The sequence below is a fragment of the Brevundimonas sp. NPDC090276 genome, from assembly GCF_044772165.1.
Taxonomy (GTDB): Bacteria; Pseudomonadota; Alphaproteobacteria; order Caulobacterales; family Caulobacteraceae; genus Brevundimonas.
In genome coordinates, this window is record NZ_JBIVYK010000001.1 from 706,606 (window position 1) to 720,424 (window position 13,819).

General features: G+C 68.6%; 15 protein-coding genes. 12 read left to right on the top strand and 3 right to left on the bottom strand.

Features of this window, described 5'->3' with window-relative positions:
- The first annotated feature begins 91 nt into the window (after window positions 1–91).
- The 6 genes from ACIQTU_RS03330 to ACIQTU_RS03355 all read left to right on the top strand — a co-directional run bounded on the left by ACIQTU_RS03330 (window position 92) and on the right by ACIQTU_RS03355 (window position 4,548).
- Window positions 92–616, top strand: a complete 525-nt coding sequence (locus tag ACIQTU_RS03330; RefSeq protein WP_400542285.1) for a helix-turn-helix domain-containing protein — start codon at window positions 92–94, stop codon at window positions 614–616.
- Between the two features lie 328 nt (window positions 617–944).
- A complete protein-coding gene (locus ACIQTU_RS03335) occupies window positions 945–1,244 on the top strand; it encodes a PadR family transcriptional regulator (RefSeq protein ID WP_369831550.1) in 300 nt (99 codons plus the stop codon).
- Between the two features lie 23 nt (window positions 1,245–1,267).
- Window positions 1,268–2,395 carry a hypothetical protein gene (locus ACIQTU_RS03340; protein WP_400542288.1) on the top strand — a complete coding sequence of 376 codons (1,128 nt, stop codon included), beginning with the start codon at window positions 1,268–1,270 and terminating at the stop codon, window positions 2,393–2,395.
- Between the two features lie 75 nt (window positions 2,396–2,470).
- Window positions 2,471–3,577, top strand: coding sequence for a bifunctional transcriptional activator/DNA repair enzyme AdaA (locus ACIQTU_RS03345; RefSeq protein ID WP_400542291.1), 1,107 nt, complete (start codon window positions 2,471–2,473; stop codon window positions 3,575–3,577).
- Complete coding sequence (locus tag ACIQTU_RS03350; RefSeq protein ID WP_400542293.1) at window positions 3,558–4,109, top strand: methylated-DNA--[protein]-cysteine S-methyltransferase; 552 nt, start codon at window positions 3,558–3,560, stop codon at window positions 4,107–4,109. Before ACIQTU_RS03345 ends, ACIQTU_RS03350 begins: the two co-directional genes overlap by 20 nt.
- 37 nt (window positions 4,110–4,146) lie before the next feature.
- Window positions 4,147–4,548 carry a host attachment family protein gene (locus ACIQTU_RS03355; protein WP_400542296.1) on the top strand — a complete coding sequence of 134 codons (402 nt, stop codon included), beginning with the start codon at window positions 4,147–4,149 and terminating at the stop codon, window positions 4,546–4,548.
- Between the two features lie 3 nt (window positions 4,549–4,551).
- On the opposite strand, the gene ilvA is transcribed toward ACIQTU_RS03355, so the two are convergent.
- Window positions 4,552–6,069, bottom strand: a complete 1,518-nt coding sequence (gene ilvA, locus ACIQTU_RS03360) for a threonine ammonia-lyase, biosynthetic (RefSeq protein WP_400542299.1) — start codon at window positions 6,067–6,069, stop codon at window positions 4,552–4,554.
- A gap of 164 nt (window positions 6,070–6,233) precedes the next feature.
- Between ilvA and ACIQTU_RS03365 the strand changes: the two genes are divergently transcribed.
- The 5 genes from ACIQTU_RS03365 to nadC all read left to right on the top strand — a co-directional run bounded on the left by ACIQTU_RS03365 (window position 6,234) and on the right by nadC (window position 11,099).
- The gene (locus ACIQTU_RS03365) at window positions 6,234–6,569 is read left to right on the top strand and encodes a GIY-YIG nuclease family protein (protein WP_400542302.1); all 336 of its coding nucleotides are present in this window, start codon (window positions 6,234–6,236) and stop codon (window positions 6,567–6,569) included.
- Window positions 6,570–6,686: 117 nt separating this feature from the next.
- On the top strand, window positions 6,687–7,766 hold the full coding sequence (gene nadA, locus ACIQTU_RS03370; RefSeq protein ID WP_400542305.1) for a quinolinate synthase NadA: 1,080 nt from the start codon (window positions 6,687–6,689) through the stop codon (window positions 7,764–7,766).
- Between the two features lie 12 nt (window positions 7,767–7,778).
- Window positions 7,779–8,672, top strand: a complete 894-nt coding sequence (locus ACIQTU_RS03375) for a metalloprotease (protein ID WP_400542308.1) — start codon at window positions 7,779–7,781, stop codon at window positions 8,670–8,672.
- Between the two features lie 4 nt (window positions 8,673–8,676).
- Window positions 8,677–10,224 (top strand): L-aspartate oxidase, encoded by a 1,548-nt coding sequence (locus ACIQTU_RS03380; protein ID WP_400542311.1) that lies wholly within the window; start codon window positions 8,677–8,679, stop codon window positions 10,222–10,224.
- A gap of 62 nt (window positions 10,225–10,286) precedes the next feature.
- Complete coding sequence (gene nadC, locus ACIQTU_RS03385; RefSeq protein WP_400543753.1) at window positions 10,287–11,099, top strand: carboxylating nicotinate-nucleotide diphosphorylase; 813 nt, start codon at window positions 10,287–10,289, stop codon at window positions 11,097–11,099.
- Here nadC and ACIQTU_RS03390 read toward each other — a convergent pair.
- Entirely contained in the window at window positions 11,053–12,216 is a 1,164-nt protein-coding gene (locus ACIQTU_RS03390) for an acyltransferase family protein (protein ID WP_400542314.1), read from the bottom strand. The genes nadC and ACIQTU_RS03390 overlap by 47 nt on opposite strands.
- A 108-nt stretch (window positions 12,217–12,324) precedes the next feature.
- Between ACIQTU_RS03390 and ACIQTU_RS03395 the strand changes: the two genes are divergently transcribed.
- A complete protein-coding gene (locus tag ACIQTU_RS03395; protein WP_400542317.1) occupies window positions 12,325–12,534 on the top strand; it encodes a hypothetical protein in 210 nt (69 codons plus the stop codon).
- Window positions 12,535–12,555: 21 nt separating this feature from the next.
- On the opposite strand, the gene ACIQTU_RS03400 is transcribed toward ACIQTU_RS03395, so the two are convergent.
- The gene (locus ACIQTU_RS03400; RefSeq protein ID WP_400542320.1) at window positions 12,556–13,515 is read right to left on the bottom strand and encodes a cell wall hydrolase; all 960 of its coding nucleotides are present in this window, start codon (window positions 13,513–13,515) and stop codon (window positions 12,556–12,558) included.
- Window positions 13,516–13,819 lie beyond the last annotated feature (304 nt).

A 13,819-nucleotide genomic window follows, 5' to 3' on the forward strand; every position in this document is an offset into this window, starting at 1 on the left:
ATTTTGGGCAGCAGCGGATCCAGCGGCGAGTTAGTGCATTGATAGAGCGATTGTAATGTTATCTTGCCGCATGAATGCAGTGGAGTTCTGGATGTATGACAACCCCGCACGCCCAGGGGCGAAGACAGCCAGAAACCGCAGACCCGCAGCATCGGAAGTGGCGGAGATTTTCGAGGCGGACTACCTCGGCTACCAGTACCGGTTGGTCGAGTTCCTGGCAGAGCATCTGGCGGACGTCAGTCGCACCTTCAACGGCGACATGCATGCCCCGGTCATCCTGGCCAATATCGGACAGGTTTCCCTGCAGGCGACCACTGCAGCCCGCGACAGCGGCGGCGACCTGAAGGACACGCCGGCAGAACGCCGGGGCATGACCGCTTGCCGCCTGGCGGACGTCACCGGCATCCCTCGCGAAACCGTTCGCCGCAAGCTCGTCGCCATGGCCGAGCGCGGCTGGATCGAGCGCCAGGACGGCTACTGGGTTCTGACGCTTGCAGGCGACGAGGCCAAGGTCAGGCAAGACATCATGCCGCTCGACAGACGCTCCCTGCAACGCGCGGCGCGGCTGTATTGCCAACTCGACGAAGTCGTCAGAGGCGCCAACATCCAGAAATAAATGAGTAGGCCAAGCGGACCTTCTCAACCGCCGCTTAGAGGTAAAAGCGGTGGATCTGACCCCACCGTGCAGCCCGCGGTGCGCGTTGGGTCAAGGTGGTGCTCTTTTAGGGTTCGAGCCAGTCGCGAACACCTTCTTGTCGACTGTTGCGAATAATTCTTAATTTGCGCCGTTCTTAAGTGGTTGAGCCGGCACCAAGTGGTCCTGGCAAATTCTGATATCGGCGGTCGTTGACAGGATCGTATAGTATGCTTCATACACTGTGTGTCATACACTATGTGGCGACAGGTTAAGCGAGGCGGGCGTGGATAGGGCGCTGTTCGAGGCGATGCGGCTGGAGTTGCGGCGGGGGTCCTTGGTGCTGGCGGTGCTCGCCTGCCTGCGGACTGAACGTTACGGCTACACCCTGCGTCAGGCCCTGGCGGCGGACGGGCTGGAGATGGAGGAATCCACCCTCTACCCGCTGCTGCGTCGGCTGGAGGGGCAGGGGCTGCTGACCAGCGAATGGCGCGAGGAGGAGAAGCGGAAAAAGCGCTTCTACGTGCTGTCGCCGCAGGGCGAGGCCCTGCTGGCCGCCCTGACCGAGGAATGGCGCGGCATCAACGCCTCGCTGGATCGAATGCTGTGAACTCTCGGGGGAGGGAGGCGAAAATGGACGTGATCGAACGCTATCTGGAGGCCGTGGCGGCCCAGTTGTCGACCGAGGATCGCGAGGACATCGTCGCCGAACTGCGCGACCTGATCCTGAGCCGCGTCGAGGCGCGCGAGGAGGAGCTGGGCCGCGCCCTGACCGACGACGAGAAGGAGGCGATCCTGCACGAGATCGGCCATCCGCTGGTCGTCGCCGCCCGCTATCGCAAGGGGCCGGACAGTCTGATCGGGCCCGAGTTGTTTCCCTATTGGCTGTTCGGGGCCAAGGCGGGACTGATCGTCGTCGCCGGGCTTCAGCTGCTGGTGCTGATGCTGCGCGTGGTGGGCGACCCAACCGATTTCGGCCAGGCCATCGCCCAGGGCTTCCACGGCTTCTTCACCGGGGCCCTGACCTTGCTCGGGGCCCTGACCCTGGCCGGGGCGATCATGGAGCACTACGGGTTGAAGCCGGCCTGGCTGACGAAATGGCGGGTCGGCGACCTGCCCGCCTATGGCCTGGCGGACCCGGCCAAGTGGGGCGCGGCCATGTCGAGTTCGGGCCAGGGCAAGGGCAAGCCGGCTCGTCCGCCCGAGGTCAGGAACTGGGCGGGGCGTCTGGAGGGGCGCGAGGCCTCTGAGGCCCTGTGGTCGCTGATCGCGGGCACGGTCTTCGTCCTGTGGTGGATCGGCGTCCTGCATGTTCCGGGGCTGAGCCAGTTCGGTCTGCGCAGCGGCGAGGTGGCGGTGACCGCCGCCCCGATCTGGAGCGCCCTGTTCGCTCCCATCCTGGCCTGGGCCGTGGCGGGGACGGCGGTGGACGCCCTGGGCCTGATCCAGCCCCAGGCGGCGCGGCTGCGCGCCTTCCTCAAGATCCCTGTCTCCATGGGCGGGCTGTGGATCGGCTGGCGCCTGTTCGAGGCCCGTCACTGGTTCACCCTGACTCAGGGCGATCAGGTCGCTCGCGTGGAAGGCGGTCCGACCAATGTCAGCTTCGAGGCCCTGCGCGCCGTCAATGACGCCGGGCGCGGGGTGTTCGATACGGCCATGACCCTGTCGACGGTGCTGAGCTGGGTCCTGGTGGTGATGATGCTGGCTCTGGTGCTCGACATCATGCGGCAGATGTGGCGGATGGCGACGCTCCGAGACTAAGCCCCTTTGCGGCCCTGGCGCCGTCATGTCCGAAAACCGCGAGACAGGGCGGCGTCGAGGGACCATTGTGCGGGCATGGAAATCGGCCGCGACAGTCTGGATCAGGAGGCCTGCTACCGCGCCGTCCTGACGCGCGACCCCCGCTTTGACGGGCGGTTCTTCACCTGCGTGAAGACGACGGGGATCTATTGCCGCCCGGTTTGCCCTGCAAGAACGCCCAGGCGCGAGAACATGACCTTCGTCGCTTCGGCGGCGGCGGCGGAAGAGGCCGGGTTCCGGGCCTGTCTGCGCTGTCGGCCCGAGACGGCGCCGGACATGGGGGCCTGGCGCGGCACCTCCAACACCGTCAGTCGGGCGCTGGGGCTGATCGAGGCGGGCGCTCTGGATGAGGGCGACGTGGATGCTCTGGCCGCGCGGCTGGGAGTGGGCGAGCGGCACCTGCGCCGCCTGTTCCGCCAGCATCTGGGCGCGGCCCCGGTCAGCGTGGCCCAGACGCGACGGGTGCTGCTGGCCAAGGCTCTGATCCACCAGACCGATCTGGCCATGGCCGAGGTGGCCCTGGCCTCGGGCTTCGGCAGCGTGCGGCGCTTCAATGAGACATTTCAGGACCTGTACGGACGCCCGCCCTCGACCCTGCGACGCCGGGCCGAGAAGCCGGGCGACGGCGGCGTGCGACTAAGCCTGCCCTACCGGGCGCCCTATGAGGTCGAGGCCATGCTGGAGGCGCTGAAGACGCGCGGCGACATGGTCGAGGGCGGGGTCTGGCGGCGCGACCTGACGCCCGAGGTGGACGGCGCGACCGGCGAGGTCTCGGCCCGGTTCGAGGCCGGCGACCGGCTGGCGGTCTCGGTCGCAGCCACGGACCTGAAGGCCCTGCCCGGCGTCCTGGCGCGGGTGCGGCGGGTGTTCGACCTGTCGGCTGACCCCGACGCGATCCAGCGCGACCTTTCGGCGGACGCTGTGCTGGCGCCTCTGCTGCGGGCGCGGCCCGGCCTGCGCCTGCCCGGCGACTGGATCGACGAGGCCGCCGACATGGCCAGCGACCGACTTGAAGACGAACGGCTCGCGGTTCGGGCCGAGCACTGGCGGCCCTGGCGGGCCTATGGCGCGCTGCACCTGCAGGAAGCGGGGATCGACGGCGCGCAGATCACGGAGAGCGACGATGAAAAAGACGCAGCCTGAAACCTTCACCCTCGACCGCATCGCCTCCCCGGTGGGCGAGGTCCTGCTGGTCACCGACGGCGACGGTGCGGTCCGGGCCTTCGACTTCGCGGACTATGAGCCACGGATGCGAAAGCTGCTGGCCCGTCACTACGGCGAGGTCGTGTTGACTGAGGGCCGCGCGCCGGAGGCGGTGCGGTCCGCCATCGCCGCCTATTTCGGCGGCGACGCCACGGCGTTGGACGATCTGCCGGTCAGGACCGGCGGCACCGACTTCCAGCGTTCGGTCTGGGCGGCCCTGCGCACCATTCCGGCGGGCGAGACCTGGTCCTACGGTCAACTGGCCAGCGCCATCGGTAAACCCAGCGCCGTGCGCGCCGTGGGTCTGGCCAACGGGGCCAATCCGGTCGGCGTCATCGTGCCCTGCCACCGCGTGGTCGGGGCCAACGGAACCCTGACCGGCTATGCGGGCGGGCTGGAGCGCAAGCGCTGGCTGCTGGCCCATGAAAAGGCCGGGGCGGGAACGGAGCAGGGCGCCTTTGCGCTAGACTAGGGCGTCACTCCACCGGCGCGCTCCCGGAGCCATGATGATGAACCTGCCCAATGGGGCTTTCGTCGCTGTCGTCGACGGCGCGAAACTGAGCCTGTTCCGCAACACCGGCCATCTGCTGGACATTCAGCTGAAGCTGGTCGAGGCCCCTGTCATCCCCGAACGCCTGTCGGGCGCCCCGGGACGTCGCTCCAGCGAGGCCAACCCCGACAACGACACCCAGGCCGAGGACGGCTTCGCCATGGGCGTGGCCGAGGCGCTGAATCACATGGCTCTGACCAACAAGCTGGAGGCCTTGGCGGTGGTCGCCGCGCCCAAGACCCTGGGTCAGTTGCGCAAGCACTGGCACAAGGCGCTGGAGGAACGCCTGGTGGGCGAAATCCCCAAGGACCTGACCGGCCGCCCGCCCGAAGCTGTGGCCGAGGCCATCAGCAAGGCTTGAGGCCTAAGCCGCCCCGTCGAGGAAGAGGCGGCAGGCCGGATTGTCGGTCTCGTCGACATAGGGATAGCCCAGACCGTCCAGCGCGGCGGTCAGGGCCGCCGCCTGATCCGGCGGGACGCTGATCCCGGCCAGCACGCGCCCCACGTCGTCGCCGTGGTTGCGATAGTGGAACAGGGTCAGGGTCCAGGCGGGCTGCAGGCTGTTGAGGAAACGCAGGAAGGCGCCGGGGCGTTCGGGGAACTCAAAGCGCAGCAGCCGCTCGTGCGGCAGGCCGATGGTGCGCCCGCCGACCATGTAGCGGACATGCAGCTTGGCCGTTTCGTTGTCGCTCATGTCCTCGACGGCGTAGCCGTCCGCGCGGAGGCGTTCGATCAGGGCGTGGCGTTCCTCGGCGCCGTTCTTCAGCGAGACGCCGACGAAAATCTGGGCGGTGCCGTCGCCGGACCAGCGGTAGTTGAACTCGGTCACCGAGCGGCCGTCGAGGCTCTGCAGGAAGCGGTGATAGTCTTCGCGGCGGTCGGGCATGGCCACGGCCAGCAGGGCCTCGGCGCCCTCGCCGATCTCGGCGCGCTCGGCCACGTGGCGCAGGCGGTCGAAGTTGACATTGGCGCCCGAGTTGATCGCGACCAGGGCGCCGCCGCCGGGATGGCGTGCGGCCCAGGCCTTGAGGCCGGCCAGAGCGACGGCGCCCGAGGGCTCGGCCACGGCGCGCACGTCGTCGAAGATGTCCTTCACCGCCGCACAGATCGCATCCGTGTCGACCAGGACGATCTCGTCCAGCAGGTCGCGGCACAGGCGGAAGGTCTCGTCGCCCGCCCGGCGCACCGCCACCCCGTCGGCAAACAGGCCGACCTGATCCAGGGTCACTACATGGCCGGCGTCCAGCGCGCTCTTCATTGTCGGGGCGTCGGCGGGTTCGACGCCGATGATCTTCGTCTCCGGGCGCAGGAAGCGGACGATGGCGGCCACGCCCGCCGCCAGACCGCCGCCGCCGATCGGGACGAAGACGGCGTCGACGGGATCGGGGTGCTGGCGCAGGATTTCCAGCCCCACCGTGCCCTGACCTGCGATCACATCAGGGTCGTCGAAGGGGTGGACGAAGGTGGCGCCCGTCTCCTGTTCCAGCTTTCGTGCGTGGGCGTAGGCGTCGTCAAAGCTCTCGCCGTGCAGCACGACATGGCCGCCCAGAGCCTTGACCGCCGCCACCTTGATGCCCGGCGTGGTGGTCGGCATGACGATGGTCGAGGCCGCGCCGCGTTTCGCCGCCGCCAGAGCCACCCCCTGCGCGTGATTGCCCGCCGATGCGCAGATGACTCCGCGCGCCAGTTCGGCCTCGCTCAGGCTTGCGATGCGGTTGTAGGCGCCGCGAATCTTGAACGAGAAGACCGGCTGCAGGTCCTCACGCTTGAGCAGGGCCGGGCGTTCCAGTCGCGCCGACAGCCGCTTCAGCGGGTCCAGAGGGGTTTCTTCGGCCACGTCATAGACGCGGGCGGTCAGGATGCGGCGGACGGTGTCTTGCACGAAATTCTCGAAGCGACGCGACAGGAAGGATCAATCAACCTCTCGTCTAGGCCAGGAGTCGGGTCTGGGGAAAGGGTTTTGCGCAGGCGGGCGCGTGGATCGTTTATATTTACCCGGGTAATAATTTGAGCTATTTGATCCGGGTAAAACAATAGGAGGCGTCCATGACGTCCACAGACCGCAAGGCGATGATCGCCGACTACAAGGACCGGGAAACCATCGCCGGGGTGTTCGCCGTCATCTGTTCCGCCAGCGGCCGCGCCTGGGTCGGACAGAGCCGCCACATAGACACCCAGCAGAACGGCCTGTGGTTCGCGCTTAAGCTGGGCAGCAGTCCCTTCAAGTCGCTTCAGGCCGAATGGACCGCCCACGGCGCCGACAGCTTCCGCTTCGAGCAACTGGACCGACTGGCCCCCGACCTGTCCGACATGGCCCGCAAGGATGAGCTGAAGAAGCGCGCCGCCCTGTGGGCCGCACGGCTGGAGGCAGAACTGCTGTAGGCGGCGTTCACGCCCTTTTCCCTTGCGCCGTGTGCGGAACAGCCTACATTGCGCCTGCTTATGCTAACTTTGAGCATAAGTCGGGGCCGCGCAGACGGCCGCAAGGGAGTAGAGGCGATGGCGGACGGCGCTTTCGGTCTGTCGAAGGAACTGGCGGAAGAGACCGCTCCCGTCTGGGAGAAGGTCAAGGGTCTGGTGACGCCGCTGGAGTGGCCGGAACAGGCCAAGCTGATCAGCGAGATCAATGCGCTGAAGAAGACGCGCGACGCCGTCATTCTGGCTCACAACTACATGACGCCCGAGATCTTTCACGGGGTCGGCGACTATGTCGGCGATAGCCTGGGTCTGGCCAAGGAGGCCGCGCGCTCGAACGCCAAGGTCATCGTCCAGGCGGGCGTGCACTTCATGGCCGAGACGTCGAAGATCCTGTCGCCCGACAAGACGGTGCTGATCCCCGACCTGCGCGCGGGCTGCTCGCTGGCCTCGTCGATCACGGGGGCGGACGTGCGCTTGATCAAGCAGCGCTACCCCGGTCTGCCGGTCGTCACCTATGTCAACACCACCGCCGACGTGAAGGCCGAGACCGACATCTGCTGCACCAGCGCCAACGCCGTTCAGGTGGTGGAATGGGCGGCGAAGGAATGGGGCGTCGACAAGGTGATCCTGATCCCCGACGAGTTCCTGGCGCGCAACGTCGCGGCGCAGACGACCGTGGGCATCATCGCCTGGAAGGGCCGCTGCGAGGTGCATGAGCGCTTCACCGCCGACGACATCGCCGAGATGCGCGCCGCCTATCCGGGCGCGGAGATTCTGGCCCACCCGGAATGCCCCGAAGAGGTGCTGGCGGCGTCGGACTTCGCCGGCTCGACGGCGGCGATGATCGACTATGTGGTCGACCGCAAGCCGAAGCAGGTGGTGATGATCACCGAGTGCTCGATGGCCTCGAACGTCAAGGGCGACGTGCCCGGCGTCGACTTCATCGGCCCGTGCAACCTGTGCCCGCATATGAAGCGCATCACCCTGGAGAACATCCGCGACTGCCTGCGCGACATGAAGTTCGAGGTGACGGTAGAGCCCGACATGGCCGAGCGCGGCCGTCTGGCCGTGCAGCGGATGATCGACCTGCCGCCGCCGGCCGTCCCGGCGCGCTATGACCTGATCAAGGCCAAGCACCACGTCGATGTGGAGCTGATCTGAGGTCCTGCGGCGATGCGGCCCGTTGCGGGCTGCTCGCCGCGCGCCCAGTTCGACGCCATGAGCGATACTGACCACACCACTCGTCGTCCTGGTCCCTGGGATCTGCCGCCCGAACAGGCGGGGCCCGAACCCGTGCGTGCGGTGAAGGCCGCGCCGCTGGAGGACAAGGGCCAGCATCCGGGCTGGGCCATCGCATCGACCCTGCTGATGGCGGGCTTCCTGTGGTGGGTCACGGGTAGCGTGGTGGTGGCGGGGGGCGTCCTGTTCGGCCTGTTCGTGCATGAATACGGACACGTGCTGGCTATGAACCGCCTCGGCATGGGGCCGGCGCGCATCTACATCATTCCCTTCCTCGGCGGCATGGCCAAGGGGCAGCGCGAGCCGAAGAGCGAATGGCACGGCGTACTGGTTTCGCTGGCGGGACCGGCCTTCGGCCTGATCGCCATGATCCCCTTTGTGGCGGCGGGTCTGTGGTTGCGGTCGCCCGAGTGGCTGATGGCGGCCTTCTTCATCGCCATGATCAATCTGGTGAACCTGCTGCCCGCCCCGCCGCTGGATGGGTCCAAGGCGCTGGGGCCGGTGCTGACGCGGGTGCATCCGCGACTGGAGCAGGTGGCGCTTCTGGCCGTCGGCGGTCTGGCCGTCTGGTGGGGCCTGTCGACGGGACGCTGGCCTCTGGCCATTTTTCTCGCCATCGCGATTTTTGGCCACATGAAGCGCGGCGTCTGGCGCGCGGCCTGGGGGCGGCTGAGCTGGCCTGAGGCGGGGCGCAGTTTGGCGCTCTATCTGGCGACGGCGGCGATCTGTGCGGCGGCGGCCATCGGCGCCCTGCTGCCCCTGACCGGCGGGGCGGTGGAACCGGCCCTCGAGATGGGCCTGAGATTCATCGGCGTGGGAGGCCGCTAGAGGCATGGCGCGCATCCGGCATGACGGGCCGCTGATCATCGGCGGCGGACTGGCGGGCCTGTCGGCCGCGCTGGAGGCGGCACCGGCGAAGGCTCTGGTGGTGACGCCGGAACCCCTGCTGAACGCCTGTTCCTCGGCCTGGGCCCAGGGCGGGCTAGCGGCGGCCCTGTCGCCCAGGGACAGCGCGGTCCTGCACGCGAAAGACACCGAGGGCGCAGGCGCCGGTCTGGTCGAACCCGAGGCGGCGCGCGCCCTGACCGAGCGCGGGCGCGAGACGGTGGAGTGGCTGGCCTCGCTGGGCGCGCCCTTCGATCGGGACGAGGTGGGCGGTTTCTCCGTCAGCCTGGAGGCGGCGCACAGCCTGCCGCGCGTGGCGCGGGTCGGCGGCGACGGCGCCGGGCGGGCCATCCTGTCGGCGGTGGTGGCAGCGGCGCGGGCCTCCAGACATATCGAAATTTGGGAAGACGGGCGGTTGCGCGGCCTGATCCAGGACGTGAACGGTCGGGTGCGCGGCGCTCTGATCGAGCGATCTGGCGGGCGGGTGGACGAGGTCTTCGCCCCCGCCGTGGTGCTGGCCACCGGTGGCGTCGGCGGCCTCTATGAGGTGACGACCAACCCCTCGGCCCTGCGCGGCGAGGGTCTGGCCCTGGCCTGGCTGGCGGGGGCTGAAATCCTCGACCCGGAGTTCGTGCAGTTCCACCCGACCGCCATCGACGTCGGACTCGACCCGGCTCCGCTGGCGACCGAGGCCCTGCGCGGCGAGGGGGCGCGGCTGATCGACGGGAGCGGCGCCTATCTGCTGGGCGAAGACGCCGACGCCGATCTGGCCCCTCGGGACATCGTGGCGCGGGTGGTGCATGCGGCGCGCGCCGACGGGCGCGGGGCGTTTCTGGACGCGACCAAGGCGGTGGGCGAGGCCTTCCCGCACGAGTTTCCGGCGGTGTTCGCCGCCTGCATGCGCGCCGGGCTGGACCCGCGCGTCAGCCCCATCCCGGTAGCGGCGGCGGCCCACTACCACATGGGCGGCATCGCCGCCGACGACGAGGGGCGGACAAGCGTGCCCGGCCTCTACGCCATCGGCGAGTGCGCGGCGACCGGGGTGCACGGGGCCAACCGTCTGGCCTCCAACTCGCTGCTGGAAGCGGGCGCTTTCGGTCGGCGGGCGGGCCGAGCGGCGGCAAGGGAAGTTCAGCCGCCCAAGGTCGCGCTGAGACCCGCGCGAGCCTCGAAGGACCTGCCGTCTGAAGCCATGGCCGAGCTGCGCGCCGCCATGACCCGGTTCGCAGGCGTGGTGCGCGACGAGGAGGGGCTGAGCGCCCTGATCGCCGTCATCGACCGGCTGGCCAAGGCCCATCCCGACGCCGTGGTCCTGACCGCCGCGCGGTTGATCGCCGAGGGCGCGCTGAACCGGCGCGAGAGCCGGGGCGGGCATTTCCGCTCCGACTATCCCGACAGCCTGCCGACGGCGGAGCATACGCGGATGCGGCTGACGCCCGTCCGCACCGACGATGACGAGGCGGCGGTCATCGCCGCGCTCGCCGCCACCATCTGACTTCAAAGGACGCCTGCGTGACCCGTACCCTGCCGGACCTGTTGATCGAACCTGTCGTGCGGATGGCCCTGGCCGAGGACCTGGGTCGTACGGGCGATGTGACGGCTCAGGCCTGCATCCCCGAGGGCGCCCGTTTCAGCGCCATCTTTTCGGCCCGTCAGGCCGGGGTGATGGCCGGCGGCGCGGTGGTGCGGATCGCGGTCCACGCGATGGACCCGCAGGCCAAGGTGACCATCAAGGTCGCCGACGGCGAGGCCTTCGAGGCGGGAGCCGTGCTGGTCGAGGCCGAAGCTGACGCCCGCGCCCTGCTGGCGGCGGAACGGACGGCGCTGAACCTGTTGGGTCGGATGTGCGGCATCGCCACGCTGACGCGGGCCTATGTGCAGGCCGTGGCGGGAACCAGCGCCCGTATCGCCGACACCCGCAAGACGACGCCCGGCCTGCGCGCGCTGGAGAAGCACGCGGTGGCCTGCGGCGGCGGGCTGAACCATCGTTTCGGTCTGGATGACGCCATCCTGATCAAGGACAACCACGTCGCCGTCTGCGGCGGAGCGGGCGAGGCGGTGCGCCGCGCCAGGGCCTTTGCACCCCACCTGATGAAGGTCGAGGTCGAGGTCGACAGCCTGGCCCAGCTGGACGAGGTCCTGCCGGAACGCCCCGACGTCATCATGCTGGACAACTTCAGCCTCGACGACATGGCCGAGGCCGTGCGCCGGGTGAGAGCCAGCGCCTTCGGCTCGGTGGTGCTGGAGGCTTCAGGCGGGGTCAATCTGACGACGGCGGCGGGGATCGCGGCGACCGGGGTGGACGTGATCTCGGTCGGCGCCCTTACGCACTCTGTTCCGCAGCTGGACGTGGGTCTGGACGCTCGCTGACGGCTGGGGGGCTGACCGGACGGGCGAACCATTTGCGACCGATCCAGTTCTGGATCGGCTCGTCGATGAAGCGGTTGTAGAGGTCCGAGGCGATCACGGTGAAGGCCAGGGCGCCGAGCCACATGGCCCAGGCCTCCCAGGCCACGCTCTCGACCGCCGGGTGCAGGCGAGCGGCCAGGGGCTCGACCACGTCGAACCAGATCGCCCCGGTGATGGTGTGGACCATGAACAGGCAGAAGCTGACCTTGGCCCCCCATTCGGCGCCGGGGATGGGCTTGGTCACCGGCGAGGCGCCGCAGCCGATGATGATGGTGCAGATGGCCAGGATGTTGATCAGGTCCGGCCCGACCCACCAGGCGTTGGCCAGCAGGGCGGCGCCCCCGCCGAAACCGACCAGACGCGCCGATCCGGTCGTCCAGCGTCCGGTCTGAACCGCCCGCGCCAGCACCAGTCCGGCCAGGAAGAGGGGCGCGGCGCGGAACAGGCACCATTGGCCGCCCAGGTTGAACTGTTGCTGGCCCAGCAGGGCCAGGCTGAGGGCGTTCGAGCCGACGACGATGGCGACGGCCAGGCCCAGGCAGATCCAGACGCTGGTGATCCTCAGCATGGCGCGCCACAGCATGGGGAAAAAGGCGTAGCAGATCAGCAGGGTCGAGATGGTCCAGCTGGGTACGTTCCACTGGTCGTCGCCCAGCCCGAAGGCGTGCAGCAGGAAGATCTGGGCGGGCAGGCCGGACAGGTCGAAGCGCCCCTCGTTGGTGGGGGGCATCCCCAAAGCGCCGGCGACCAGCACCATGACGACCAGAATGGCCAGGGTGATGATGTGGGTGGGGTAACAGCGCGCCAGCCGTTTCAGCCAAAATCGCTGCAAGGACACCTTGCCGCTGGCGACGCCGGCGCCATAGGCCTTGGCCAGGACAAAGCCCGACAGGATCAGGAAGAAGTCGGTGGCCAGATAGCCGCGCTCCAGAAAGCCGTGCACGGTCCGCAGCGCAATGGGCGCGGTGTCCCCGAAATGGAACACCACCACGAACAGGGCGGCGACAAAGCGCAGGGCGTCCAGCGCGCCGCCGCGGGTCTTGGAGGCGGGGGAGGGGGCGGCGGAGGTCTGGGTCATGCGGCGGCTTCCGGGACGTCTGGGGCGTTCGGTCCGGCTCGCAGCAAGAAACGGGCCGGGAACATCCTTGCGTCGAGGCTCGTTTCATTTCGGTGAAAGGAGCCCGCCATGGCCAAGTCCCCGTCCGTGCCCAAGGAGCAGCGCAGCTTCGCCGACCACGGCGCGCGCTCCGTTCAGGACATGGCGGATCGTCGCGACCTGGCCACCGGCGCCCAGTCGGGGCAACCGGGCGACGCGGACGTCAACACGGGTCAACAGGGCCGCTACGGCAACCTGAAGCAGAATATGACGCCGCAGTGGAAGACGCAGGACCGCTAGCCTTGGTCCGCGGCTGGACGGTTAGCCGGCGACGGCGGTTTGCGCGGCGAGTTGGTTGTAGGGCACCGGGCCGCTGGAGGTTTCGGCTTTGAGGCTGGCCTGGACCATGCGCGGGGCCTCTGAACCGGTCGAGGGGCGCGGCGTGTAGCGGAAGGACTCGCTGGAACCCGAGCGCCCGCCGAAGCGGTAGAACAGGTGGTTGCCGACCTGGTTCACCTTGACCAGGCTGTGACGCCAGCTCGGCGAGACGCCGGTGGTATGGAAATGGGTGGCGTTGCCGACCGGGGCGTAGACCTGACCCGACAGGGCCTTGGAGGCCACGTCGCGGGCCCGGTTCCAGGCGGTGCGGTTGACCGCGCCGCGCATGGCGCCGTTGCAGGTGAAGCTGAACTGGCAGCCGGTGCTGCGGTTCGAACCCTGGAAGACCACGGCGCAGACGGTGTTGGGGAAGGAGGGGTGGCGGGCGCGGTTCAGCACCACCTGGGCCACGGCCTTCATGCCGTCCGTGCCTTCGCCGCGCGCTTCGTAATAGGCGGCCTTGGTCAGGCAATCGAGATCGCGCGACTGATCCAGGGCGCTGCTCATGCGGAAGGGCTTGGCGGCGGGATTGCTCAGGTCGGCGCGGCGCAGACCGTTCTGGGAGTCTTCGAGGCGGGCGGTCAGCAGCTCCGCCTGGCGGTCGCGCTGGGCGGCGCCGGCGACAGCGTAGGGGTCGTGACGATCGGCGATGGCCAGGGCGCTGGCGTCCAGGCCGCCGGCCGCGGCGGCCATGGCTTCCTGGGTATAGCCCTCGGAGCCGGCGCCTTGCAGGCGTTCAGCTTGGGCGCGAACGGTTGAAGCCTGGGCGGCGACGCCGCCCAGATAGGCTCCACCGACGGCAAGGCTGACGACGCCGCCGAACGCCGCAGCCGCCGTCTTGGGGCGCAGGCGAATGGATTGGGCGGCGTGCATCAGCGCACGCGTCTGCGAGGAGGAACTCAAAAGCGTAGTCCTGTTCAGCAGGGCGAGGATGCCGCCCCTTTACTCAACGGAACCGGGCGACATGACGCGTCGCGAACCCGCTCCGGACCAGAGATCGACGAACGGCCGACCTCCGGAAGGCGGGCCTTAAGCCATTCGTTTATGGCCTCAATGTGGTTGATTCGCCAATTGCTGTTGCGGCGCAGCAATTCGTCGCGCCCCTATAGACGAGGAATTTCCAGTCTATGAGGAGTGGTGGTCATTGCTTGAGAACATCTTGCGAATTCTGTATTCGATTACGGGGTGATGATTTCGAACCGGAGCC